The sequence below is a fragment of the Streptomyces sp. NPDC087215 genome (assembly GCF_044744885.1).
Lineage (GTDB): Bacteria > Actinomycetota > Actinomycetes > Streptomycetales > Streptomycetaceae > Streptomyces.
In genome coordinates, this window is the sequence record NZ_JBIUZD010000002.1 from 297,325 (window position 1) to 320,706 (window position 23,382).

At 71.9% G+C, this 23,382-nt stretch carries 18 protein-coding genes and 3 tRNA genes; 7 read left to right on the top strand and 14 right to left on the bottom strand.

The window, feature by feature from the left end:
* The first annotated feature begins 13 nt into the window (after positions 1-13).
* The gene (gene dnaG / locus ACIO92_RS05970) at positions 14-1,906 is read left to right on the top strand and encodes a DNA primase (protein WP_366440471.1); all 1,893 of its coding nucleotides are present in this window, start codon (positions 14-16) and stop codon (positions 1,904-1,906) included.
* A gap of 132 nt (positions 1,907-2,038) precedes the next feature.
* A complete protein-coding gene (locus ACIO92_RS05975) occupies positions 2,039-3,040 on the top strand; it encodes an RNA polymerase sigma factor (protein ID WP_401238198.1) in 1,002 nt (333 codons plus the stop codon).
* 94 nt (positions 3,041-3,134) lie between these two features.
* Here ACIO92_RS05975 and ACIO92_RS05980 read toward each other — a convergent pair whose 3' ends face one another.
* The 4 genes from ACIO92_RS05980 to ACIO92_RS05995 all read right to left on the bottom strand — a co-directional run bounded on the left by ACIO92_RS05980 (position 3,135) and on the right by ACIO92_RS05995 (position 8,669).
* Complete coding sequence (locus ACIO92_RS05980; protein WP_366440470.1) at positions 3,135-5,060, bottom strand: ABC transporter ATP-binding protein; 1,926 nt, start codon at positions 5,058-5,060, stop codon at positions 3,135-3,137.
* On the bottom strand, positions 5,060-6,793 hold the full coding sequence (locus ACIO92_RS05985) for an ABC transporter ATP-binding protein (protein WP_402279787.1): 1,734 nt from the start codon (positions 6,791-6,793) through the stop codon (positions 5,060-5,062). The genes ACIO92_RS05980 and ACIO92_RS05985 overlap by 1 nt, the downstream gene beginning before the upstream one ends.
* Positions 6,794-6,888: 95 nt before the next feature.
* Entirely contained in the window at positions 6,889-8,328 is a 1,440-nt protein-coding gene (locus ACIO92_RS05990; protein WP_366440468.1) for an FGGY family carbohydrate kinase, read from the bottom strand.
* A 29-nt stretch (positions 8,329-8,357) separates the two neighbouring features.
* A complete protein-coding gene (locus ACIO92_RS05995; protein WP_366440467.1) occupies positions 8,358-8,669 on the bottom strand; it encodes a YtxH domain-containing protein in 312 nt (103 codons plus the stop codon).
* A gap of 156 nt (positions 8,670-8,825) precedes the next feature.
* Between ACIO92_RS05995 and ACIO92_RS06000 the strand changes: the two genes are divergently transcribed.
* From ACIO92_RS06000 to ACIO92_RS06010, 3 genes are all read left to right on the top strand, one after another.
* Positions 8,826-8,898: transfer RNA gene (locus ACIO92_RS06000), tRNA-Asn, on the top strand.
* Positions 8,899-8,903: 5 nt separating this feature from the next.
* Positions 8,904-8,976: transfer RNA gene (locus ACIO92_RS06005), tRNA-Asn, on the top strand.
* A gap of 165 nt (positions 8,977-9,141) precedes the next feature.
* Positions 9,142-9,215 (top strand) — tRNA-Ile (locus ACIO92_RS06010).
* 121 nt (positions 9,216-9,336) lie between these two features.
* On the opposite strand, the gene ACIO92_RS06015 is transcribed toward ACIO92_RS06010, so the two are convergent.
* The 3 genes from ACIO92_RS06015 to ACIO92_RS06025 are packed head-to-tail and all read right to left on the bottom strand — an operon-like array spanning position 9,337 to position 11,695.
* Positions 9,337-10,638 carry an MAB_1171c family putative transporter gene (locus ACIO92_RS06015; RefSeq protein WP_402279785.1) on the bottom strand — a complete coding sequence of 434 codons (1,302 nt, stop codon included), beginning with the start codon at positions 10,636-10,638 and terminating at the stop codon, positions 9,337-9,339.
* Positions 10,632-11,156, bottom strand: coding sequence for a hypothetical protein (locus ACIO92_RS06020; RefSeq protein ID WP_401240130.1), 525 nt, complete (start codon positions 11,154-11,156; stop codon positions 10,632-10,634). Before ACIO92_RS06020 ends, ACIO92_RS06015 begins: the two co-directional genes overlap by 7 nt.
* A 41-nt stretch (positions 11,157-11,197) precedes the next feature.
* Positions 11,198-11,695 (bottom strand): hypothetical protein, encoded by a 498-nt coding sequence (locus ACIO92_RS06025; protein ID WP_401240128.1) that lies wholly within the window; start codon positions 11,693-11,695, stop codon positions 11,198-11,200.
* Between the two features lie 623 nt (positions 11,696-12,318).
* Between ACIO92_RS06025 and ACIO92_RS06030 the strand changes: the two genes are divergently transcribed.
* Positions 12,319-13,302 (top strand): transcriptional regulator, encoded by a 984-nt coding sequence (locus tag ACIO92_RS06030; protein ID WP_402279782.1) that lies wholly within the window; start codon positions 12,319-12,321, stop codon positions 13,300-13,302.
* On the opposite strand, the gene ACIO92_RS06035 is transcribed toward ACIO92_RS06030, so the two are convergent.
* Both ACIO92_RS06035 and ACIO92_RS06040 read right to left on the bottom strand, forming a co-directional pair.
* Positions 13,299-14,024, bottom strand: coding sequence for a 4'-phosphopantetheinyl transferase (locus ACIO92_RS06035; RefSeq protein ID WP_401240143.1), 726 nt, complete (start codon positions 14,022-14,024; stop codon positions 13,299-13,301). The two genes, ACIO92_RS06030 and ACIO92_RS06035, sit on opposite strands and share 4 nt — an antisense overlap.
* Before the next feature lie 8 nt (positions 14,025-14,032).
* The gene (locus tag ACIO92_RS06040) at positions 14,033-15,346 is read right to left on the bottom strand and encodes a cation:proton antiporter (protein ID WP_401240123.1); all 1,314 of its coding nucleotides are present in this window, start codon (positions 15,344-15,346) and stop codon (positions 14,033-14,035) included.
* Positions 15,347-15,745: 399 nt separating this feature from the next.
* Between ACIO92_RS06040 and ACIO92_RS06045 the strand changes: the two genes are divergently transcribed.
* Positions 15,746-16,957: a Cmx/CmrA family chloramphenicol efflux MFS transporter gene (locus tag ACIO92_RS06045; RefSeq protein WP_401240121.1), complete on the top strand. Its 1,212-nt coding sequence runs from the start codon at positions 15,746-15,748 to the stop codon at positions 16,955-16,957.
* Between the two features lie 83 nt (positions 16,958-17,040).
* On the opposite strand, the gene ACIO92_RS06050 is transcribed toward ACIO92_RS06045, so the two are convergent.
* The 5 genes from ACIO92_RS06050 to ACIO92_RS06070 all read right to left on the bottom strand — a co-directional run bounded on the left by ACIO92_RS06050 (position 17,041) and on the right by ACIO92_RS06070 (position 23,367).
* Positions 17,041-18,219 (bottom strand): 3-deoxy-7-phosphoheptulonate synthase, encoded by a 1,179-nt coding sequence (locus ACIO92_RS06050; RefSeq protein WP_402279779.1) that lies wholly within the window; start codon positions 18,217-18,219, stop codon positions 17,041-17,043.
* 69 nt (positions 18,220-18,288) lie between these two features.
* On the bottom strand, positions 18,289-18,600 hold the full coding sequence (gene cmlD, locus ACIO92_RS06055) for a 4-amino-4-deoxychorismate mutase CmlD (protein ID WP_401240117.1): 312 nt from the start codon (positions 18,598-18,600) through the stop codon (positions 18,289-18,291).
* Entirely contained in the window at positions 18,597-19,520 is a 924-nt protein-coding gene (locus tag ACIO92_RS06060; protein ID WP_401240114.1) for a prephenate dehydrogenase dimerization domain-containing protein, read from the bottom strand. The genes cmlD and ACIO92_RS06060 overlap by 4 nt, the downstream gene beginning before the upstream one ends.
* Positions 19,517-21,577: an aminodeoxychorismate synthase component I gene (gene pabB / locus ACIO92_RS06065; RefSeq protein ID WP_401240112.1), complete on the bottom strand. Its 2,061-nt coding sequence runs from the start codon at positions 21,575-21,577 to the stop codon at positions 19,517-19,519. Before pabB ends, ACIO92_RS06060 begins: the two co-directional genes overlap by 4 nt.
* A 197-nt stretch (positions 21,578-21,774) precedes the next feature.
* Positions 21,775-23,367, bottom strand: coding sequence for an MBL fold metallo-hydrolase (locus ACIO92_RS06070; RefSeq protein WP_401240109.1), 1,593 nt, complete (start codon positions 23,365-23,367; stop codon positions 21,775-21,777).
* Positions 23,368-23,382 lie beyond the last annotated feature (15 nt).

A 23,382-nucleotide genomic window follows, 5' to 3' on the forward strand; every position in this document is an offset into this window, starting at 1 on the left:
GTAGACTCTGTGCGTGGCAGGCAGGATCAACGATGACGACGTGAAGGCGGTACGGGACGCGGTCCCGATCGACGCCGTCGTGTCCGAGTACCTCCAGCTCCGCAACGCGGGCGGCGGGAACCTCAAAGGCCTCTGCCCCTTCCACGACGAGAAGTCGCCTTCCTTCCAGGTCAGCCCGAGCAAGGGACTGTTCCACTGCTTCGGCTGCCAGGAGGGCGGCGACACCATCGCGTTCGTGATGAAGATCGACCACCTCTCCTTCTCGGAGACGGTCGAGCGCCTCGCCGCCAAGGCGGGCATCACCCTCCGGTACGAGGAGGGCGGCTACAACCCCGGCCACCAGCGCGGCGAGCGCATCCGCCTGATCGAGGCGCACAAGGCCGCCGCCCAGTTCTACATCGACCAACTCGACTCGCCCGAGGCCGAGATCGGCCGGAAGTTCCTCGCCGAGCGCGGCTTCGACCAGGCCGCGGCCGCGCACTTCGGCGTCGGCTACTCCCCGGCCGGCTGGGACCACCTCACCCGCTTCCTGCGCGGCAAGGGCTTCACCGACAAGGAACTGATCCTCTCCGGGATCTCCCAGGACGGCCGCCGGGGCCCCATAGACCGCTTCCGGGGCCGCCTCATGTGGCCGATCAGGGACGTCGGCGGCGAGATCGTCGGCTTCGGCGCCCGCAAGCTCCGCGACGACGACAACGGCCCCAAGTACCTCAACACCCCCGAGACCCCGGTCTACAAGAAGTCCCAGGTGCTCTACGGCATCGACCTGGCGAAGAAGGACATCGCCAAGGCCAGCCGCGCCGTCGTCGTCGAGGGCTACACCGACGTCATGGCCTGCCACCTCGCCGGGGTCACCACCGCCATCGCCACCTGCGGCACCGCCTTCGGCGGCGACCACATCAAGATCCTCCGCAGGCTCCTCATGGACAACGGCTCGGCCCGCGTCATCTTCACCTTCGACGGCGACGCCGCCGGACAGAAGGCCGCCCTGCGCGCCTTCGAGGACGACCAGAAGTTCGCCGCCGAGACGTACATCGCCATCGCCCCCGACGGCATGGACCCCTGCGACCTGCGCCTCGCCAAGGGCGACGGGGCCGTCGCGGACCTCGTCCAGCCCCGCACCCCGCTCTTCGAGTTCGCCCTCCGCCAGATCGTGAAGCGGTACGACCTGGAGACCCCCGCGGGCCGCGCCGCCGCCCTCGACGAGGCCGCGCCCATCGTCGCCCGCATCAAGAACATCGGCGCCCAGCACGAGGTCGCCGTCCAGCTCGCGGGGATGCTCGGCATCCTCGACACCCAGTTCGTCGTCAAGCGGGTCGCCCAGCTCGCCCGCTGGGCCCGCGACCGGGGCGGCAAGGGCCCCGCGCGGTCCGCCCCGCAGCAGCGCGGCTACGACACCGCCGCCCCGGCCCCGGGCGCCCCGGGCCCCGCGCTCAACCTGCGCAGCCCCGCCCACCGCACCGAGCGCGAACTGCTCAAGCTCGCCCTCCAGCGACCCGAACTGGTCTCCCCGGCCTTCGACGCGTACGGCGCCGACGAGTTCACCGCCCCGCCGTACGCGGCCGTCCGCCAGTGCGTCCAGGACGCGGGCGGCGCCACCGGCGCCCCCTCCGACTACCTCGACACCGTCCGCCAGGCCGCCCCCGACGACACGGTCCGCGCCCTCGTCACCGAACTCGCCGTCGAGACGATCTTCGCGAAGACCGTCGACGAGGCCTACGCCGGGGACCAGCTCGTCACCGTCCGGCTCCGCGCCGTCGACCGCCGCATCCGGGACGTCCAGGGCACCCTGGCCCGCCTCGGCCCACAGGGCGACCCGGAACGGATCGCCGCCGTCCAGAACGAACTGTGGGTCCTCACCCAGTACGGGCAGTCCCTGCGGAACAACGGCGCCGCCGCCCTCTGACACACGTTCCGTCACGCACCGCTGGCAAAAAGTCACGCACGCCCCTCGTGGCGGCGATGTGTCGTACCCCACACTGGGTGACGGAGCCGTTCCGCCCCTCCCTGGAGGTCGCCCGCCGTGCAGACCCAGACCGTGTCGCAGGAACCGGCCGAACCCGGCGAGGACGCGGTGGAGGAAGCCGCGCCGCCGCCCCCGCGCCGCCGCGCCGACCCCGGGAGCAACGGACCCTCCTCGGACCTGTTCCGCCAGTACCTCCGCGAGATCGGACGCATCCCGCTGCTCACCGCCGAGGAGGAGGTCGACCTCGCCCGCCGGGTCGAGGCCGGCCTGTTCGCCGAGGAGAAGCTCACCGGGACCCCCGACCTCGACTCACGGCTCGCGGGCGACCTCGACCGGATCGTCGTCCTCGGCCGGATCGCCAAACGCAAGCTCATCGAGGCCAACCTGCGCCTCGTCGTCTCCGTCGCCAAACGGTACGTGGGCCGCGGCCTGACCATGCTGGACCTCGTCCAGGAAGGAAACCTCGGCCTCATCCGCGCCGTCGAGAAGTTCGACTACGCCCGGGGCTACAAGTTCTCCACCTACGCCACCTGGTGGATCCGCCAGGCGATGTCCCGCGCCCTCGCCGACCAGGCACGGACCATCCGCGTCCCCGTCCACGTCGTCGAACTCATCAACCGGGTGATCCGCGTCCAGCGCCGGATGCTCCAGGAACGCGGCTACGAGCCCACCGCCGAGGAGGTCGCCGCCCAGCTCGACCTGCCGCCCGAACGGATCGGCGAGGTGCTGCGGCTCGCCCAGGAACCCGTCTCCCTGCACGCCCCCGTCGGCGAGGAGGACGACGTGGCCCTCGGCGACCTCATCGAGGACGGCGACGCCGCCTCCCCGGTGGAGTCGGCCGCGTTCCTGCTGCTCCGCCGCCACCTGGAGGACGTCCTCTCCACCCTCGGCGAACGCGAACGGAAGGTCGTCCAGCTCCGCTACGGCCTGGACGACGGCAGGCCCCGCACCCTGGAGGAGATAGGCCGCATCTTCGGCGTCACCCGGGAACGCATCCGCCAGATCGAGTCCAAGACCCTCAGCAAACTCCGCGACCACGCCTACGCGGACCAGCTGCGCGGCTACCTGGACTGAACGGGCCGACGGCGACCGGACCGGCCGACGGCGGACACACGGCGGGGGCCGCACCGCCGCGGCGGCCCGGCCCCCCACCGTACGGAGACCGCGGTCAGTCGACCTCCGCCACTGCCTGCGCGAACTGCGCCGCGTACAGCCGGGCGTACGCCCCGCCGGACGTCAGCAGCTCCTCATGGGTGCCCTGCTCCACGATCGAGCCGTTCTCCATCACCAGGATCACGTCCGCGTCCCGGATCGTGGAGAGCCGGTGGGCGATCACGAACGAGGTCCGCCCGTGCGCGAGGCGCGCCATCGCCTTCTGGATCAGGACCTCCGTCCGGGTGTCCACCGAACTCGTCGCCTCGTCGAGCACCAGGATCACCGGATCGGACAGGAACGCCCGCGCGATGGTGATCAGCTGCTTCTCACCCGCGCTGACGCCCGAACCCTCGTCGTCGATGACCGTGTCGTACCCCTCGGGCAGGGTGCGGACGAACCGGTCGGCGTGCGCCGCCCGCGCCGCCTCCTCGATCTCCGCCCGGGTCACCTCGCGCGTCGCGCCGTACGCGATGTTCTCCGCGATGGTCCCGCCGAACAGCCAGGTGTCCTGGAGGACCATGCCGATCCCGGACCGCAGCCGCTCCCGGGTCATCCTCGCGATGTCCACCCCGTCGAGGGTGATCCGGCCGCCCGTCACCTCGTAGAACCGCATCAGCAGGTTCACCAGGGTCGTCTTGCCCGCGCCCGTCGGACCGACGATCGCGACCGTCTGGCCCGGCTCCACGCTCAGCGACAGGTCCTCGATGAGCGGCTTGTCGGCCTCGTAGCGGAAGGAGACCCCCTCCAGGGCCACCTTGCCCTTGAGGTCCACCGGGTTCTCGCTGGTCGGCGCGTCGGGCTCCTGCTCCTCGGCGTCGAGCAGCTCGAAGATCCGCTCGGCCGAGGCGACGCCCGACTGCACCAGGTTCGCCATCGAGGCGACCTGCGTCAGCGGCATCGAGAACTGGCGCGAGTACTGGATGAAGGCCTGCACGTCACCGATGGAGAGCGTGCCGCTCGCCACCCGCAGACCGCCGACCACGGCCACCAGGACGTAGTTGATGTTCGACACGAAGAACATCACCGGCTGCATCACACCGCTGTTGAACTGGGCCTTGAACCCCGCCTCGTACAGCGCCTCGTTCTGCTCGCGGAAGTCCTTCGCGGACTCCTCCTGCCGCCCGAAGACCTTCACCAGCGTGTGCCCGCTGTACATCTCCTCCACGTGCGCGTTCAGCGTGCCCGTGGACTTCCACTGCTGCACGAAGTGCGGCTGCGAACGCTTGCCGATCCTCGCCGCGACGAACACCGACACCGGCACCGTCACCAGCGCCACCAGGGCGAGCAGCGGCGAGATCCAGAACATCATCGCGAGCACGCCGACGATGGTCAGCAGCGAGTTGACCAGCTGGCCCATCGACTGCTGGAGCGTCTGCGAGATGTTGTCTATGTCGTTGGTCGCCCGCGACAGGACCTCACCGCGCCGCGCCTTGTCGAAGTACGACAGCGGAAGCCGCGACAGCTTCGCCTGGACGTCCTCCCGCATCCGGTAGACCGTCCGGTTGATCACCTTGATCGACATGCGGGTGGAGACCAGCATCAGCAGACCCGCCGCCACGTACACGCCGAGGACCACGAGCAGCACCGTGCCGACGGCCGAGAAGTCGATCCCCCGCCCCGGGACGAAGTCCACCCCGGACAGCATGTCCGCCATGCCGGAGTCGCCCGCGGCCCGCAGCCGCTCGATCGCCTCCGCCTTCGTGCCGCTCTCGAACCGTCGTCCGATCACGCCCGCGAAGACGAGGTCGGTCGCCTTGCCGAGGATCTTCGGACCGACCACCGAGGCCGCCACCGACAGCACACCGGCGATCAGCATCACCCAGAGCGCGCCGCGCTCGGGCGCCAGCTGCCGCAGCAGCCGCTTGCCCGACCCCTTGAAGTCCATCGACCGCTGGTCGGGGCCGCCACCGGCCATCATGCGTCCGCCAGGACCGGCCATCAGGCTGCCTCCGCCTCGGTGAGCTGGGAGAGCACGATCTCCCGGTACGTCTCGTTGTCCGCCATCAGCTCCCGGTGCCGCCCGGTGCCGACGACCCGGCCCTCGTCGAGGACGACGATCCGGTCGGCGTCACGGATGGTGGAGACCCGCTGGGCGACGATCACCACGGTCGAGTCGGCGGTCTCCGCGGACAGCGCGGCCCGCAGCAGGGCGTCCGTCTCGTAGTCCAGCGCCGAGAACGAGTCGTCGAACAGGTAGATCTCCGGCCGCTGCACCAGGGTCCGCGCGATGGCGAGGCGCTGGCGCTGCCCGCCGGAGACATTGGTGCCGCCCTGGGCGATCGGGGCGTCCAGACCGTGCTCCAGCTTCCGTACGAAGTCGGCAGCCTGGGCGACGCCGAGGGCGTGCCACAGTTCCTCGTCGGTGGCGTCGGGCTTGCCGTAGCGCAGGTTCGTGGCGACCGTGCCCGAGAAGAGGTAGGGCTTCTGCGGGACGAGCCCGACGGTCCTCGCCATCAGCCCGGGGTCGAGGGTGCGCACGTCGACGCCGTCGACCAGGACCTGGCCGCCGGTGGCGTCGAAGAGCCGGGGAACGAGTCCGAGGAGGGTGGACTTGCCGCTGCCGGTGGAGCCGATGATCGCGGTGGTCTCACCGGGCCGCGCGACGAGCTCGACGTCCTTGAGGACGGACTCCTCCGCGCCGGGGTAACGGAAGTCCGCGCCCCGCACCTCCAGATGGCCGCGCCGGTCGAGCGCGGTCACCGGCTCCGCCGGGGGCACCACGCTGGACTCGGTGGACAGGACCTCCTGGACGCGCTCCGCGCAGACCTCCGCGCGCGGCACCATCATGAACATGAAGGTGGCCATCATGACCGCCATCACGATCTGCATCAGATAGGCGAGGAACGCGGTCAGCGCACCGATCTGCATCCCGCCGCTGTCGATGCGGTGCGCCCCGAACCAGACGACGGCCACGCTGGAGATGTTCACGACGGTCATCACCGTCGGGAACATCAGCGCCATCAGCCGGCCGGTCGCCATCGACACATCGGTCAGTTCGGCGTTGGCGCCGCGGAACCGGTCCGCCTCGTACCCGTCCTTCACGAACGCGCGGATCACCCGGTTGCCGGTGATCTGCTCGCGCAGCACCCGGTTCACCGTGTCGAGGCGCGTCTGCATGGTCCGGAACAGCGGACGCATCCGCCGCACGATCAGCGACACGGAGATTCCGAGCACCGGCACCACCGCGAGCAGCACGCCCGACAGCGGCACGTCCTGCCCGAGCGCCATCACGACGCCGCCGACACACATGATGGGCGCGGAGACCATCAGGGTGAACGCCATCAGGACCAGCATCTGGATCTGCTGCACGTCATTGGTCGTACGGGTGATCAGCGAGGGAGCGCCGAAGTGCCCCAGCTCCCGCGCCGAGAACGACTGCACCCGGTCGAAGACCGCGCCGCGCACGTCCCGGCCCAGGGCGGAGGCGGTCCGCGCGCCGTAGTACACGGCTCCGATGTTGCAGACGACCTGGACGACGGAGACGCCGATCATCAGGGCGCCGAACCGCAGGATGTAGCCGGAGTCCCCGGAGACGACGCCGTTGTCGATGATGTCCGCGTTCAGGGTGGGGAGGTAGAGGCTCGCGCAGGTCTGCAGGAACTGCAGCAGCACGAGCAGCGCGATCGGTTTTCGATGGGGCCGAAGGTGGGTTCGGAGAAGTCTTATGAGCACGGCTCCTACTATCGCCCGCACCCCCGGAGCGTTACGACTCCGTTTCGGGGTACGGGCGTGGCCCTGGGGAAGACTTTAGGAACCTTGACGAACCTTTACGAACCGAAGGCGCCCGGGTGGATCTGGTCCCGGGTCGCCGTGTACTGCTGGCGCACCGCACGGCCGACCGCCAGCTCCTCGCCGGGTTCGAGCACCTGGGTGGCGGCGCCCTGCCAGGCCGGGGGGGCGGACGGGGACAGGGTGCCCCGGGCGACCCCGAGGGCCCAGGCGGCCTGCCGGGCGGCACCGAGCGCCGCGTAGTCGGCCGGCTGGGGGACGACGACCTGCGCCCCGAACAGGGCGGGCGCGACGGCCTGCACCGCGTGGAGCGAGGCGGCGGCGCCGAGCAGGAAGACCCGCCGCACCTCGACGCCCCGCGAGCGCAGCACGTCCATGGCGTCGGCGAGCGAGCAGAGCATCCCCTCGAACGCGGCCCGTGCCAGGTGCTCGGGCTTCATCGAGGCCCGCCGGAGGCCGCTGAGGGTGCCCGCGGTCCCGGGCAGGTCCGGGGTCCGCTCGCCCTCCAGATAGGGCAGCAGGACGAGCCCGGAGGCGCCGGGGGTGGACTTCAGGGCGAGCGCGGACAGCTCCTCCAGGGAGGCGAGGTCCAGCATCTCGGCGGTGCCGCGCAGCGCCCGTACCGCGTTGGAGGTGTGGACGACCGGCAGGTGCATCCCGGTGGCGTCGGCGAAGGAGGTGATCATGCCGCTGGGGTCGGCGAGGGCCTCGTGGTGGACGGCCATCACGGAGCCGGAGGCGCCGAGCGAGACGACCGCGTCGCCCGGTCCGAGCCCGAGCCCGAGGGCGGCGGCCATGGTCTCGCCGGTGCCCGCGGAGATGAGGAGGCCCTCGGGCGTGGTGCCGGCCGCGGCGGAGGGGCCGAGGACCTCGGGCAGCGCGGCCCGGTGCCCGAGCGCCAGCTCGACGAGGTCGGGGCGCCAGGTGCCGGTGCGGGCCGACCAGTAGCCGGTGGCGGAGGCGGCGCCCCGGTCGGTGGTGCGGCGGGCGGGCCTGCCGAGGAGCTGCCAGACCAGCCAGTCGTGCGGCTGGAGGACCATCGCGATCCGGCGGGCCTGCTCGGGTTCGGTGCGGGCGAGCCAGCGGAGCTTGGCGACGGGCTGCCCGGAGGCGGGCACGGAGCCGACGGCCTCGGCCCAGGCCTGGCGGCCGCCCAGCGAGTCGACGAGGTCGGCGGCGGCGACCTGGGCCCGCTTGTCGTTGCGCACGAGCGCGGGCCGGACGAGGCCGCCCTGCGCGTCGAGCGGTACGAGTCCGTGCTGCTGCGCGGAGACGCCGATGGCCTCCACCCCTTCGAGGAGCCCGCCGGTGGCGGCCTCCCCGAGCGAGAGCAGCCAGGTCTGCGGGTCGACGTCGACGGCCTTGGGTTCGCCCGGATGAGAGGCGTATCCCTGCCGCAGTACGGCACCCGTGTCCGTGTCACAGACGACGATGCGTGTGAACTCCGCTGAGCTGTCGAGTCCGGCGACTATCCCCATGCCCCCGATTCTGCCGCACGCGGGACGGTTCAGGTGTTGCTGGTGCCCCAGTCGTCGTCCTCGACCCTTCCGTTGCCCGCGCTCCGCTCGCGCAGGGCCTGGATGCGGACGGTCACGGAGGACGGCAGCCGGTCGCCGACCTTGTCGCCCACGACGTGCGCCGCCTTGCCCGCGGCCTGGCGGCCGGTCTGGGCGGCCGACTCGGCGGCGTTGCGCACCGCCGGGTTCTGGGTGAAGTCCCGCACGGACTTCTTCAACTGCTCGTACCGCTCGCGCCCGGCCCGCGTGCCGATCACGTAACCGAGGGCGATTCCCGCGACGAACGTCAGCTTGTACCGCACGGCCACCATCCTTCCCTGAGCTTCCCTGATGTGTCCCGGTGCCCGCGGCGATACCGATTGGCGGAGCACCCCCCTGCTTGCGCTAATGTATGTCTCGCAGCGAGCGGGCGCCCTCCCGGTTCAGCCGGACTGGGTACGATCGCTGCGACGCAGCAATCCCCTGTAGCTCAATTGGCAGAGCAGCCGGCTGTTAACCGGCAGGTTACTGGTTCGAGTCCAGTCGGGGGAGCGCGATCCCCTGTAGCTCAATTGGCAGAGCATTCGGCTGTTAACCGGAGGGTTGCTGGTTCGAGTCCAGCCGGGGGAGCGGAACGGAAGAGGACCCTTCGGGGTCCTTTTTCGCGTCTGCGGGAACCGCGGGGACCGCCCCGGGGTCTTCATGGTCAGCAGAGCCGATCTTCCGGAGCAGGAGATCGTATGAGCGGCTATGCTGCGGCAGACGGCGCGCACACTTGTACGCGCGTCAACGTCGGGGGCGGTAGCTCAGCCGGTTAGAGCAGCGGACTCATAATCCGTCGGCCGTGGGTTCGAGTCCCACCCGCCCCACAACAGAAGAAACGTCGTGACCAGCCAAGACGCTGGTCGTGACGGTATCCCGGCGCGGTGCTCGACCTGTGGACGACACGCGGAGGCCCCGTACGAATTCTTCGGTGGGTTCGATCACCGGTCAGGCGTGCGTACGGAGGGGCCGGTGGCTTTCGCTGCGGCGGCCGTCCTCGGCGGTGTCGTCCTTCCCGTCCGCTCCGGCCCTTCCGGCGGTCGTCTCCGTGCCGGGTCGGCGTCCCTGGGCGGGGAACGAGAACGCGGGTGCCGAGGCGTAGGCGCGGGCCAGTGCGACCAGGTGGGTCTTCTCGGCGGTCAGGGCCGTCGCGTGCTCCTGGCGGGTGAGGGGCGCGGGCGACTCGTTCCAGAGAAACGATTCTCCGGGGGAGTCGTACCGAGGGCGGCCCGCGAGCTTCGCCCGGCGGGCCTCCTTCATCACACAGGCGAGGGCCATCGCGTCCGCCTGGGCCGGGGGGAGTCCCAGCGGCCGGACGCGCTCGCGCGCCAGGACGGGGAGCCCGGGGGGCACGTAGTGGTCGAGCTCCAGCATCGCGTCCCGGATCTCGATGAGCTTGCGGTAGGCGAGCAGCCCGCGCGGAACCGGGGGCCAGAGGAGTTCGAGGAGCCTCGTCCCGCGCCGGGTCAGGACGACATGGGGGACGGCACCCACCAGCTCGCGCCAGAGGGGCCAGAGCCGCCACACGGTACGGGCGTCGGCCAGGGTCCTGGCGAGGACCACGGCGGTGGGCGCGAGGATGGCCGCCGCTCTCAGGAAGGCGTGCAGGTTGATCAGGAGCGGGAGGTACGGCAGCGCCCACCGCACCTCGAACAGGAGGAGCAGCCGGCCGATCCAGAAGAGCGCGGCGAGCGCGGTGCCCGCGGCGAACAGCCAGAGGGCGGTGGCCAGCGGACGGTCGTCCGTGCGCAGGGCGTACCAGCAGCAGACCACCATGCACACGGAGTCGGACACCATATGGGTGGAGATGAGCGTCAGCCAGTACGCGGAGGACGGCGTCGGCCCCCCGGCGGCGGTCACCGAGTGGGCCGTGTGCGCCGGGGCGGAGAGGTCGAGGACCGTCAGGACGATCAGGACCGCGGCGACGACGGCGCAGAGGCCGGTACGGAGCCGACGGCTCCTGCTGGGGGCCGACACGAAGAAGAGCGCGGCGCCCGCCGACACCACTCCGGTCAGGTTCCTCACCAGGTCGACCGTGTGGTCGGTGCCGAGAAGACGCGTGGCCGCTCCGGTGACGGCGGGAAGGTCGAGCGTCATCGCCAGGCCCGCCGTGGCCACGGCCAGCCACAGCCCGCGCTGGTCGGGGGAGCGCAGGGACGCCGCCGCGCGAAGGAGCGCGGCGAGGCAGAGACAGAGACAGCAGGGGTACGTGAGCCAGCCGCCGATCGCGGCCAGGTGCGCGCTCAGCACCCCGGGTCCTCCACCCCGATGGCCGCGCTCAGACTGGCGAGCGGACCCTGTGGCGCGTGCCGGTGGGGCTGGTCCGCCCCGGTGCGCAACATGCTGGCGAGCAGTTCGGCCTCGCGTTCCTGACGGGTGGAGTAGTTGGTGCGGCCCAGGATGCGGCCCACCACGCGCGGGTCGAGGTCCGGCAGGAAGGTGCTGCGCAGGGCGTCACCGCCGTCCGTCTCCTCCTCCACCCGAGGATCGTGCTCGAAGAGCATGTGGCCGAACTCGTGCAGCACGATGTGCTCCTGGTGGAGCGCGGAGGTGTGCCGCTCGTAGAAGATGTGGTCGTCCGTGGTCGTCGCGAGCCAGAGGCCGCAGGCGCCTGCCCTCGACGCGTCGAGGGGCAACGGGTGGAGATGCAGGGGGCGTCCGCGCTGTTCAGCGACGTGTTCGCGGAAGGTGGGGATGGAGAACGGCTGGGGGAGCCGGACCCGCTCGGCGATCTTCCGGCAGCGTCGGTGCAGGGTGGGGGTTCGCAACAGCTACCGCTCCTTGGCGTCGGTTTCGAAGGGGTGCCCCGTCACGTGGCCGTCGGCTCCCCGTCCGTTCCGGCGTCCGTGCCCGGTGCCTGGCGGTCGACCTCGGGGAGGTTCTGCGTCTTCCTCGTCTCGTTCACGATGGTGAGGAGGGAGTCGAGACTCGCGGGCGAGAGCCCCGAGGCCCGCATCGCCAGGCTGCGCACCTTGGCGTCCCGCAGGGCGGTGGCGAGTTCCAGCTGGGCCTTCACCCGCTGCGACACCTCCTCGTTGAGGAAGTACTCGGGGGGCACTCCGAAGAACTGGGCCAGGACGTCGAGCTGTTCGAGCGTGATGTTGCGCTTCTTGCCCGAGGCGAGTTCCCACAGGTACGTCCCGGAGATGGAGCCGCCGGTCGCGGCGCTGATCTCCCGGGCGAGACGGGCGTACCCCGGCCGCTGCTGCTCGTCGGGGTAGACGGCGCGGATCAGCTCGACGAGCCGCTGGTCGAACTTCCGCAGCAACGGACGCACTCCGTCGTGGCGTACCGGGTCCTCGCCCATGCGGCCCCTCCCCTCCCGAAGACACTGGCCATGTGTATCCCTGTTTTCCTGAGCGGACAAGGGTGATCCCGGACAGGCGCGGAGACGGACAGGGCTGTCCTCGTCAGCGGACGTGTTGACGCTCATCATCCGCTGGCTTAGCGTCACATTTCGGCTACGTTCGGCGCCGGGCGAGGCGTCGTCCCTCCCTCGAAAGGACCGCGATCGCATGGTGCAGCCGCGTGACACGCAGGACCGACGGGTGAACGGGCCAGGCGCGGGCCGCCGAAGGCCGGGCTTCCCGCCGGGTGTCGTGTCATGACGAGAACCGGCCTTTCCCGGAACGGTGGTTGACCCCTCCGCGCTCCGCGAAGGTCCGCGCCACCACCTCGCGCGCCACCGCCTCGCGCCCCGGCCCCGTACCGCGGCCTCCGTCGGCACGGCCTCGCCGCCGTGCCCGCCCCCCGCCCCCTCCCCCTTCTCCCCCCTCTCCCCCCACCCCCCATCCGTGATCCCCGCGCGCCCCGCCGCGGCGGTCCCTCCCCTCCCGCCGCCCGTGCGTCCGCACGGCGCTCCGCCCTGCTCGCGGCGGCGGTCCGTCCCACCATTTCCGTCATGGATGACGTGCATTCCTGGAGGCATTGATGTCCGCACTGTCGGATCAACGGCAGACGTCCACCTTCAATATCGACATACGCACCCTGCAGCCGGCGGACTCGCCGCGCTTCACGATCGACCAGGCACACGTACGGGCCCTCGCGGAGAGCGAGGCGGAGTTCCCGCCGATCCTGGTGCACCGGGCGACCCTGCGCGTCGTCGACGGGATGCACCGGGTGCGGGCCGCGGAGCTGCGCAACCGGCGCACCATCGGCGCGCGCTGGTTCGAGGGGGACGAGCACGCGGCCTTCCTGCTCGCCGTGGAGTCCAACACCCGGCACGGACTCCCGCTCTCGGCCGACGAGCGGAAGCAGGCCGCGTTGCGGATCATCCGGACCCACCCGCACTGGTCCGACCGCAGCATCGCCGAGAGGACCGGCTGGAACGCCACCGGGGTGGGCGCGCTGCGCCGGGGCATCGCCGACCCGGACGCGCGGCCGGACGTGCGCGTCGGCCGGGACGGCCGGGTCCGTCCGGCCACGGCGGCGGAGGGACGGCGGGTGGCCGCCGAGGTGATCGAGGCGAACCCGGCCACCTCACTGCGCGAGATCGCCCGGCGGGCCGGCATCTCCGTGGGGACGGCCCGCGACGTGCGCCACCGGCTGGCCCAGGGCCGCCCCGCGGTACCGGACAGCCGCCGGTCCGACGACCACGCGGACCCGGCCGCCACGGCGTCGACCGCTTCGGACGAGGACCGTGCCGGGCGGGCCGCCGCCCACGACCTCGCCCGCCGCATCACCCTCTTCGACGGACTCCGCAACGATCCCTCGCTGAGGCTGAGCGAGAGCGGACGGCTCGTTCTGCACCGGCTGCACACCCAGCTGCGGACGACCGAGGAATGGAAGCGCCTCGCCCCCACCATCCCCCTGCACGGAAGGGAGGCGGTGGCCGACATCCTGTCCGCCTGCGCCGACGACCTCAAGGGGATGGCCCGGGAGTTACGGTGCGTCGAGGACTCCCTGACCGGTTAACGCCTGTCGCGCGCGGGGGAGCCGCAGGCTCCCCCGGCGGCGCCCGAGCCTCCGGGGACGAGCGCCGGGGGACGGTGGGCGACAGCGGTGACGACGAGCCCGCGGCCCACCCGCCACCGCCCCCGAAGAGTGTGGAGCGCCCGCCCCTCGGGGTCGTGACCCGTCCGCAGGAGACGGGCGCGGAAGGTCCGCCGGTACGGGTCGAGGGTCAGCTCCGCCTCCCGGAAGTCGAGCCAGGACCCGGTCAGCGGGAACCACGCCTTGTACACCGCCTCCTTCGCGCTGAAGAACACCCGCTCCCAGTGGAGCGAGGGCCGGGCGTGGCGCAGCGCCTCCAGCCGGTCCCGCTCGGACGGCGAGGCGATCCGGCGGAGAAGGCCCGGCGGCAGCGGCGCGTGCGGTTCGGCGTCGATGCCCAGGGCCGTGACGTCGATCCTCCGAGACACGGCGGCGGCGCGGTAGCCGTCGCAGTGGGTCATCGAGCCCACCACGCCCTCCGGCCAGGCCGGTGCCCCCCTCTCCCCGGGAACCATCGGTCCCGCCGGACGCCCCAGGTCGGTCAGGGCCAGTCGCGCGCAGTGCCGTACGGTGGCGAACTCCCGGCGCCTGCGGTCCACCGCCCGGCTCAGCACGGCCGCTTCCTCCGGGAAGATCCAGGCGTCCGGGATGTCACCGAACTCCTCCGCGGTCAGGACCGCTTCGGGAACCAGCCCGGTCAGCAGCGTGGACATCAGCGCTTCGCCTCCGAGGGCCGTCGGCCACCGCGCCCGGAGCGCTCGGTGTGCTGGACCGCCGCCTCCCACTCCGCGGCCAGTTCCCGCAGGTCCGCGTCGACCATCTGGCGCGGGTAGGCCCAGCGCAGCAGCGGCGCGGTCATGGCGGTGGTGACGAGGGCCATGACCACCATGAGCGAGTACAGGTCCGCGTCGAGCAGCCCCGCCTGCAGCCCTACGCCGAGGATGATGAGTTCGGTGAGGCCGCGGGTGTTCATCAGGATGCCCAGCGTCGTCGCCGACCGTCCGGGCTGACCGGCGGCCCGCGCTCCGAGGTAGGCGCCCCCGAACTTGCCGACGACCGCCACCAGCAGGATCAGGCCCAGCCGGCCGATCGCGTCCCCGTCCACCGTGCTCAGGTCCACCTTCAGACCCGCCACGGTGAAGTACGCGGGCAACAGCATCCAGGTGATCGACTCGAAGCGGACGACGACCGCCGCGCGGAGCCGCTCCGTGCCCTGGCGCGGGACGATCGCCCCGGCGAGGAAAGCGCCGAAGATGAAGTGCAGCCCGAACCACTCGCTCAGGGCGCCCGACACCAGCAGCAGCACCGCCAGCACACCCAGCGGCGCGGCGTGCCGCTCGCCGTCGTCCGCCCCCCGGGGCTCCCGGGCGGCCAGGAACCTGCCGAGCAGCGGGCGCACCACCACGATCATGACCAGGGCGTACGGCACGACCAGCAGCACCTGCCAGGAACTCTGGCTCCCGGTGAAGGTCAGGACGGCCGCGAGGAGCAGCCAGGCGATCACGTCGCCCACCGCCGCGCTCGCCATCGCCAGCGCCCCGACCCTGGTCTGCTGGATGCCCCGGTCGGTGAGGATGCGGGCCAGGACCGGGAAGGCGGTGATGGACATGGCCGCGCCGATGAACAGCACGAAGGCGAGCCGGTCGCCGCTCGCGTGGTGGTTCCACAGCCAGACCGCCAGCAGGGTGCCGAGCCCGAACGAGCAGAGGATCGAGCCCACGGACACCCCCGCAGCGGCGCGCCCGGTCCCGCGCAGCAGCCTTCGGTCGAGTTCGAGGCCGACGAGGAACATGAAGAGCGCGACGCCGAGGTTGCCGAGCGTGCTGAGCATCGGCCGTACGTCCGAGGGGAAGACCAGGTCCGAGAGCGCGCCGTGGAACAGCGTCGGACCGAGCAGGATGCCGGCGAGGATCTCCCCCACGACGGCCGGCTGGCCGCACCGTCGTGCGAGGCGTCCCAGCACATGAGCGAGTGCGAGGATCGACGCCAGACCGACCATGATCATGGCTGTTTGGTGGGTGGTCATGAACGCTCCTTGTTCTGTGCGGGGTTCTGCGGAGTCACGCGGATCGTCCGACCCGGGGCGGCGGTGCCGTACGGGCTCGGGGACGGCGGAACACCGGGGCGCCGGGGGCCTCGCAAGGCGTTAGACACGGCGTTCCGGGCGTTGCTATGTTGAGAGGCATGTCGAGCCCCGAGGCAGAGAGAAGCGAGCCACCGGTGATCCGGTGGCTGATCGCGTAAACCTCCGGCGACCCTGCTCTTCCCGGCCTTCCGGTCGAGCAGCGTGTCGTGCGTCTGCCACGGATCAACCGCGTCGCGGGAACACGTCCTGAGTCATCTCCGGGACGGCTCCCACGCGACCGCATGAGCTTCTGTCCATGCGTCGCGTCTTCCTTTTCTGCGATGTAGTTGGAGCTTCTTCATGCCATTCGCCATCTACGTTCTGGGGCTGGCCGTATTCGCCCAGGGAACGTCGGAATTCATGCTGTCCGGTCTTGTGGAGGACATGGCCGCCGACTTCGGCGTCTCCCTCCAGGCCGTCGGCTCGCTGACCTCGGCCTTCGCCGTCGGCATGGTCGTCGGCGCGCCGCTGGTCGCGATGCTGAGCCTCCGGTGGCCGCGCCGCCGGGCCCTGCTCGCCTTCCTGATCACCTTCCTCCTCGCACATGTCGTGGGCGCGCTCACCCACAGCTTCGAAGTCCTCTTCGTCACAAGGGTGATCGCCGCCCTGGCCAACGCCGGTTTCCTCGCCGTCGGTCTCGCGACCGCCGCGAGCATGGTCGGACCCCAGGCCAAGGGCCGGGCGACCTCGGTGCTCCTGAGCGGAGTCACCCTCGCCTGTATCGCGGGCGTCCCCCTCGGTGCCGTACTGAGCGAGGCATGGGGCTGGCGCTCGGCCTTCTGGGGCGTCGCGATCATCTCCGCCCCCGCGGTCTTCGCGGTGCTGTGGTCCGTGCCGTCGGCGCCCGTCGATCCGGCGGCCCCCAGCGTCCGCCACGAGCTGGGCGCGCTGCGCAGGCCCCGGCTGATCGTCATCCTCGTGCTCGGGGCGCTGGTCAACGGAGCGACGTTCTGCTCGTTCACGTACCTCACTCCCGTCATCACCAACGTCACCGACCTCGGTTCCGGGTGGGTGCCCGCGGCGCTCGCGCTGTTCGGTGTCGGGTCCTTCGTCGGGGTCAACATCGGTGGCCGGCTGGCGGACACGCGTCCCGGCCAGGTACTGGCGGTCGGAGGCACGGCGCTGCTGGCGGGCTGGCTGCTCTTCGCCCTCACGGCGGCCAACCCGGTCGTGGCGCTGGTCTTCGTCTTCCTCCAGGGCGCGCTCTCGTTCTGCGTGGGCTCCACCCTGATCGCGCAGGCCCTCTACACCGCGTCCGAAGCCCCCACCCTGGGCGGCGGCTTCGCCACCGCCGCGCTGAACGTGGGCGCCGCCGTCGGGCCCGCCCTGGGCGGTCTCGCCCTGAGCACCCAGCTCGGCTACCGCTCGCCGCTGGTGGTCAGCGCCGTGCTCGTCGCCGCCGCCCTGCTCCTGGCGGGCGTCGCCCGGGTCGCCGGCCTCACCGGCGGCAAGGCCGGTACCGGTGCCGCGGAGGACCGGCCGGCCGAGCGCCCCGTGGAGGCCCGTTCCTGACCGTCGCTCCCCGTGTCCGGTCGCCCGTCCTCCCCGGAGGGCGGACGACCGGCCGGACACGACGACGCGCGGGACGTCCCGGGTCAGAGCAGGGAGAGGAAATGGGAGACCATCCCGGCCGACTGCTCGGGGTTCAGCCGCGGGTCGCACGTGGACCGGTAGTCCGTGAACCGGGGCGGCTCGTCCCGCTCCGACACGCACTCGGTGACCGGATCGGGGGTCAGTTCCAGATGGAGGCCCGCGGGCCACTGCCCGTGGGCCCGCAACACCCGGGCGAAGGACGTGATCTCGGCCCGCATCGGCTCGATGAGCCGGGTCTTGTGGCCCGCCAGCTTCAGTCCGTTGCCGTGCATGGGGTCGCAGAGCCAGACGACCGGCGCGCCGTGGCGGGCGACCGCCTCGACGACCGGCGGCAGGAGCCGGTCCACGTCCTTCGCGCCGAAGCGCACGATGAACGTCAGCCGCCCCGGAACACCCTCCGGGTTCAGCGACCGGCTCAGGGCGACCGCCTCCTCCGGCGAGGCCGTCGGCCCCAGCTTGACGCCGACCGGGTTGTGCACGGCCTGGGCGAGGGCGACGTGGGCGCCGTCCTCCCGGCGGGTCCGCTCGCCGATCCACCCGAAGTGGGCGGAACCGCTGTAGACGCCGTGCGCGCCCCTCCTCACCAGCGGCCGCTCGTAGGGCAGCAGGAGCAACTCGTGCGAGGTGTAGACCCGTTCCAGGACGGGCCGCCCCGGCCAGGAGTGCCGGATCTCGTCGAGGACGAGACGCGAGCACGTGTACGCGGTGAGCAGCCGACGGGGTTCCGGGATCCTGCCCGCCGCCTCGAACTCGGGCTCGTTCACGGCGTCGCCGCAGTAGCTGGGCATCTGGCGTCCCGAGCCCGAGTCCTCCGTCTCGAACGGCGAGGAGCGGGGCTTCCCGTACTGGCCGGCGATGCGCCCGATCGTCACCGCGGGCAGCCCGCTGCCCGCCCGCATGATCGCGGCGAGACCCTGGAGGTTGTCCACCTTCTGCCGGACTAGTTCCGGAACGGCCTCGTGGAAGCGTTCGGCGCAGTCACCGCCCTGGACGAGGAGCGCCGAGCCCCGGCCGACCAGGTCCATCCCGCTCATCAGGTCGACGGTCTCGTTCTCGGTGGTGAGCACCGGGAGCCCGGCCAGCTCCCGTTCCACTTCGCCGAGGGCGTCCGGGTCCGGCCAGTAGGGCTGTTGCGCCGCCGTCCGTCCGGTCAGGGACGCGAGCGTCATGGTCGCGTGCATCGTGATCTCCTCCGCCCCCACGGGAAGGGGCTGTCGTGGGTTTCGCGCACAGGGTCCGGCGGGACGGTCTCAGCGCCGCTCCTCGGACATCGGGCTCTCCCGGTCCATCACCAGGTCCTCGACGCGGCACATCTCCGTGATGATCGCGTCGTACAGGTTCACCAGGAACGTCTCGTCGAGGCCGTGGTCCGCCGCGTAGCGGGCGGCCCTCTCCTTGACCAGGCTGACCCTGCCGGGCTGCATCATCGGCACACCGTGCCGGGACTTGTACCGCGCGATGCGGACGCCGCAGTCGATGCGGCGGCGCAGTGTGTCCAGGAGCGTCCCGTCGAGGGTGTCCAGCTCCCCGCGCAGCCGGTGCAACTCGTCCTGCTCGGTCATCGGCCGTTCTCGCTTTCGTCGTCGGTGCGGTGGAGGACTCGGAACAGCTCCTGGCAGTGGTCCTGCTCAGCCGCCAGCTCCGGCCCCATGAAGTGCCGCAGCTCCTCGAAGACGCCGTCCAGCCCTTCGGCCGCCCCGCCGGGGCCGGGGCCGTCGCCGAGGAGAGGGCCGAGGGAGCGCAGCGCGTCGGCGAGCGCCCGCCGCGCGGGCGCCGCACCGGGGTTGGACCGCTGGATCTCCCCGTACACCTCGGGGCTGCCGCCGAGGATCCGGGCCAGCAGGGCGAGCAGGACCCGGTGCGGCGGCGGGGCCGTCGCCGTCAGCGTGCGGACGTCCACGCCCAGCCGGGTGAGGGCGAGCCCGAAGGAGAGGACCACCGCGTGCGTCAGGGCCTGGGTGGCCGCGGTCGTCCGGTCGTGCTCCTCCGCCGAGAGCCGTACGGGTCTCCCGCCGCCGTGCTCGACGAGCCGCAGCAGCGCCGACACGCCGGGCCCGTCCCGTGTGACCACCGCGGCCACGGGCCGTCCCGCCATGCCCGCCGCCGGGGCGAACATCGGGTTGAGACCGACGTGTTCGACACCGGGGGCGTGGGCGGCGAGCTCCGCGGCCATGCCCGCCCTGACGGAGAGCGTGTCCGCGAGCAACGCGCCCGGCCGCATGAGCCGGGTCACCGGGGCCACGGCCTTGAGGGCCACCGCCTCGTGGACGGCGAGCAGCACGAGGTCCGCGCGGCCGAGGGCGGCCTCCAGCTCGGGACCCGGCGCCGTGGCGTCGGCCACCAGACAGGGACCCCGCTCCTCCGGCGGCGGCACGACGTCCACGACGAGCGTCCGTCCGCCCGCCTCCCGCAGCAGACCGGTGAACATGCCGCCCACCGCTCCGCTCCCGCCGACGACGACGCTCCGCGCGAAGCCGCTCACCGCGCGCCCGCCACGGCGACGCCGTCGAGGGCGGAGACCATCGCACGGGCCTTCACCACGGTCTCGGTGAACTCCTCCTCCTGGTCGGAGAGGGACACGATCGCCCCGCCGACCCCGAACTCGGCCCGGCCCGTGGTCAGCACGATGGTGCGGATGACGATGCTCAGGTCGGCGGCGCCGCTCAGCGAGAACCAGCCGAGGGCGCCGGAGTAGACGCCCCGGGGGCCCTCCTCCAGCCTGTCGATGATCTCCATGGTGCGCTTCTTGGGCGCACCGGTCATGGAACCGCCGGGGAAGGCGGCGCGCACACAGGCGGCGGTGCTCGTGCCGGGCCGCAGCGTCCCCCGGATGGTGGACACCAACTGGTGCACGGGGGCGAAGGTCTCCACCTCGAAGAGCCGGGGCACGTGGACGGAGCCGATGGCGCAGACGCTGTTGAGGTCGTTGCGGACCAGGTCGACGATCATCAGGTTCTCGGCCCGGTCCTTCTCCCGGCCTGCCAGGTCGGCCCGGAGCCGCTCGTCCTCCTCGGCCGTGGCGCCCCGGGGGCGGGTGCCCTTGATGGGCTTGGACTCGACGCCGCCGTCCGCGCCGATCGTGAGGAACCGTTCCGGCGAGGCACTGAGCACCGAGAGTTCCGGGAATTCGAGCAGGGCGCCGTAGGGGACCGGACTGATCGCGCGCAGAGCGGAGTAGAGCGGCAGGGCCGCCGCCTCCGTCGGCGCCGTGACCATGTTGGTCAGGCAGATCTCGTAGGACTCGCCGTTGCGGATCTCCTCCAGGCACTCGTCGATGCGCTTGAGGTACGCGTCCTTGTCGTGGCGGGCCCGGGCCGAAGCGCCGAAACAGGCCGCCGCCTCGGGGGCGCCGAAGCTCATGACGGGGGTCCGGTCCGCCGGGGCGTGGACGGCCAGACCGGTGAGGGCCTCGGCCGTCTCCCGCAGCCAGGTCCCGGCTCCGTCGTCCTGCCCGCGCCGGTCGAGCGCCAGCAGGTAGCAGCAGCCGTCCTGGTGGTCGAGCGCGATCACCCGGTCCGCGAAGAGCAGCGCGGCGTCGGGATGCGGGGAGCGGTGCGCGGGTTCGCCGCTCGTCTCGGCCTTCAGCTCGTAGCCGAGGTATCCGACGTAACCCAGCTGGAAGTCGAAGGGCAGCCCGGGGACGGCGGGAACGCGCCGACGGGCGAGCTGCTCCTCCAGATAGGTGAAGAAGGGCTGCCGGACCTCTGCCGTCCGGCCGTCGGAACCGCGCACGGAGACGACGCCGTCGGTGACCTGGTAGGTGACGTACTCGGCGAGCGGGCCCCGGCCGTCGCCGAGGAAGGAGAAGCGCGACGCGCCTTCGAGGACGGCGCTGCTGTCCAGCCAGAACGACGTGTCGTCACCGGACAGGCAGGTACGGCGCACCTCCTCGGCGTCCGGCAGCACGTCGACGCGGCGCACCCGGATCTCGTACGGGGAGGCGGTCCGGTCCCGGTGCGTCCGGTGGTGGGCGAGGGCGAGGTCGCGGAAGTTGGCCATGATCTCCCGGCCGAAGTCGCTGCCGATCGACTCCGGATGGAACTGGACGCCCCACAGGGGCTTCTCGCGGTGCCGAAGCCCCATGACGACGCCGTCGTCGCTCCAGGCGAGGGGCTCCAGCTCGGCGGGGAGATCGGTGGCCGCCAGGGAGTGGTAGCGCACGGCGGTGAACGGGGAGGGGACGCCCTTGAAGACGTCTTCGCCGGTGTGGCGCACCTCGGAGGCCCGGCCGTGCATCGGCTCCGGGGCGAGGGCGACGGTTCCGCCGAAGAGCTGGGCGATGCCCTGGTGGCCGAGGCAGACGCCGAGGACGGGCAGACCGCTGTCGGCGATGGCCTGCCGGCTGATTCCGAAGTCCTTCTCCCGGTCCGGCCTGCCGGGCCCCGGCGACACGACGATCGCGTCGAAGTCCTCCAGGCGCAGCCGCGACCAGTCGTCGTCGTGGGTCACGACGACGGGGGACCGGCCGGTCGCCTCGCCGATGTACTGGAACAGGTTGTAGGTGAACGAGTCGTAGTTGTCGATCAGGAGCGTGCGCATGGTGGGGCACCTTGTCTCGAAGGGCTCGCCGAGGGGCGCGGGGACGGCGCCCGGCGGGCCGGGGGAGCAGGGAACGCCGGGGAACGGGGACGGTCGGACGTCGGGGGCCGGGGCCGGGCCGGGGCCGCAGGCATGGGCATCGGCGCGCGGGCGCGGGCGCGGGTGCGGGCGGGCCCGGGACCCGGGCCCCGGCGGGCTCAGAGGGGCAGCGTCCTGCGCAGGTGCAGTCGCTCGGCGGTCCCGCCCTTGTCCTGGACGTGCCGCACCAGGAGGTCGCTGTCCACGATGGCGGGGTGGCTCTCGTCGTAGTCGATGGCCATCACGATGCCCATCCAGGGTTCGAGGCCCATCGCGTACACGTAGACCGTGTCGGGCTCCAGCACGTCGACGATCCGCCGCGCCTGCGGGAAGTCGGAGCCGTTGAGCCGTCGGCTCTGGTCGGTCCTGCGGTCCAGCGGCTCGCCGTAGAGGGGGCCGTAGATCCAGCTGGCCGCCGCGCCGGTGCTCTCCATGCCGATGAAGACGGTGTCGACCGGACCGACCACCTCCGCCACCTTGGCGTACATCGCCGGTGAGATGTTCGTGGAGTCGGCGGCGAACAGGACCGACCGCTCCCCGAACCGCAGCAGCCAGCCCGTCTTGCTGCGGATCCGCAGGTCGCCGTGTTCCCCCAGGAACGGCAGGGCCACGACCTCGGCCGAGCCGCAGGACAGGGTCTCCAGGTCGTCGACCTCGACGACGTCGGTGAAGCCCAGCCGGCGCAGGATGCCGCCGAGCCCGGGGTCCACCAGGCTGGCGTTGGTGGACCTGGGGACCAGGACCCTGCCGACCCGGTGCCGGATCCGGATCAGGGTCTCGAACAGCATGTGGTCCTGGTGGTTGTGGGTGATGAGGAGGTGGTCGATGCGCTCCGGCAGATCGGCGAAGGTGAACCGGTTCTCCGCCCCGCCGGGATAGCCCGCGTAGCTCAGGACCGGGTCCACCAGGAAGGTCGTCCCCCGGTGGCGGGCGAACACGCAGGCGTGGCCGACGTATTCGAGGACGTCGTGATCCGGAGGAGGCGGCGGTCCCGCGGCGGAGCGCGGGTCGGGTTCGAAGTACGAGGCGAACCGGGCGGCCCGCTCGCCCTCCAGGCCGAACGACACCGCGAGATCGTCCAGTTCGGCCCCGGTCAGACCGCCGCGGAACACCCTGTCGAGCAGCGGGGAGTCCAGGGGGACGTCCACCAGCAACTGCTCCGGGCCGTACTCCAGCATCGGCGTGGTGAGGGCGAACTCGCGGGCGTCCTCCGTGACGGGGCGGAAACGCACCTGCTGCCACGAGGTGTCGTAGTACTCCGACGCGTACATGAGGGGTTCGATGAAACGGTAGTCGGCGGTGCGGTTGTCCCTGCCGTAGAACACCTCCACCCGTCCGGCGAGCGCCCGGGGCAGCTCCTGGTAGACGGGATCGAGGCACTCGCCGTTCCGGCCGGGCAGGATGTCCTCCTCCAGCCGCCGGATCGCCTCGAAGAGCTCCTCCAGCCGCGCCCGCCGGGGAGCCGTGTCCCGGTACCAGGTCTCGATGGCCTCGCGGTGCTCGTGGGCGTGGATCCAGGGGCCGCCGTGCATCCGGCGCTGCCGGACGGCCGCCGCGTGGACCTGGGGGTCGTCGAGGTAGCTCTCGACGATGCGGGTGAACCGGTTGTGGACGAAGCGGGCGAGGGTCTGGGGCGGCAGCAGGTACGACCAGCCGTACCAGCCGGCGATGACCGGCTCGACGGCGACGTCCTGACGCAAGGAGTGGCGCATGTCGGCAAGGGCTCC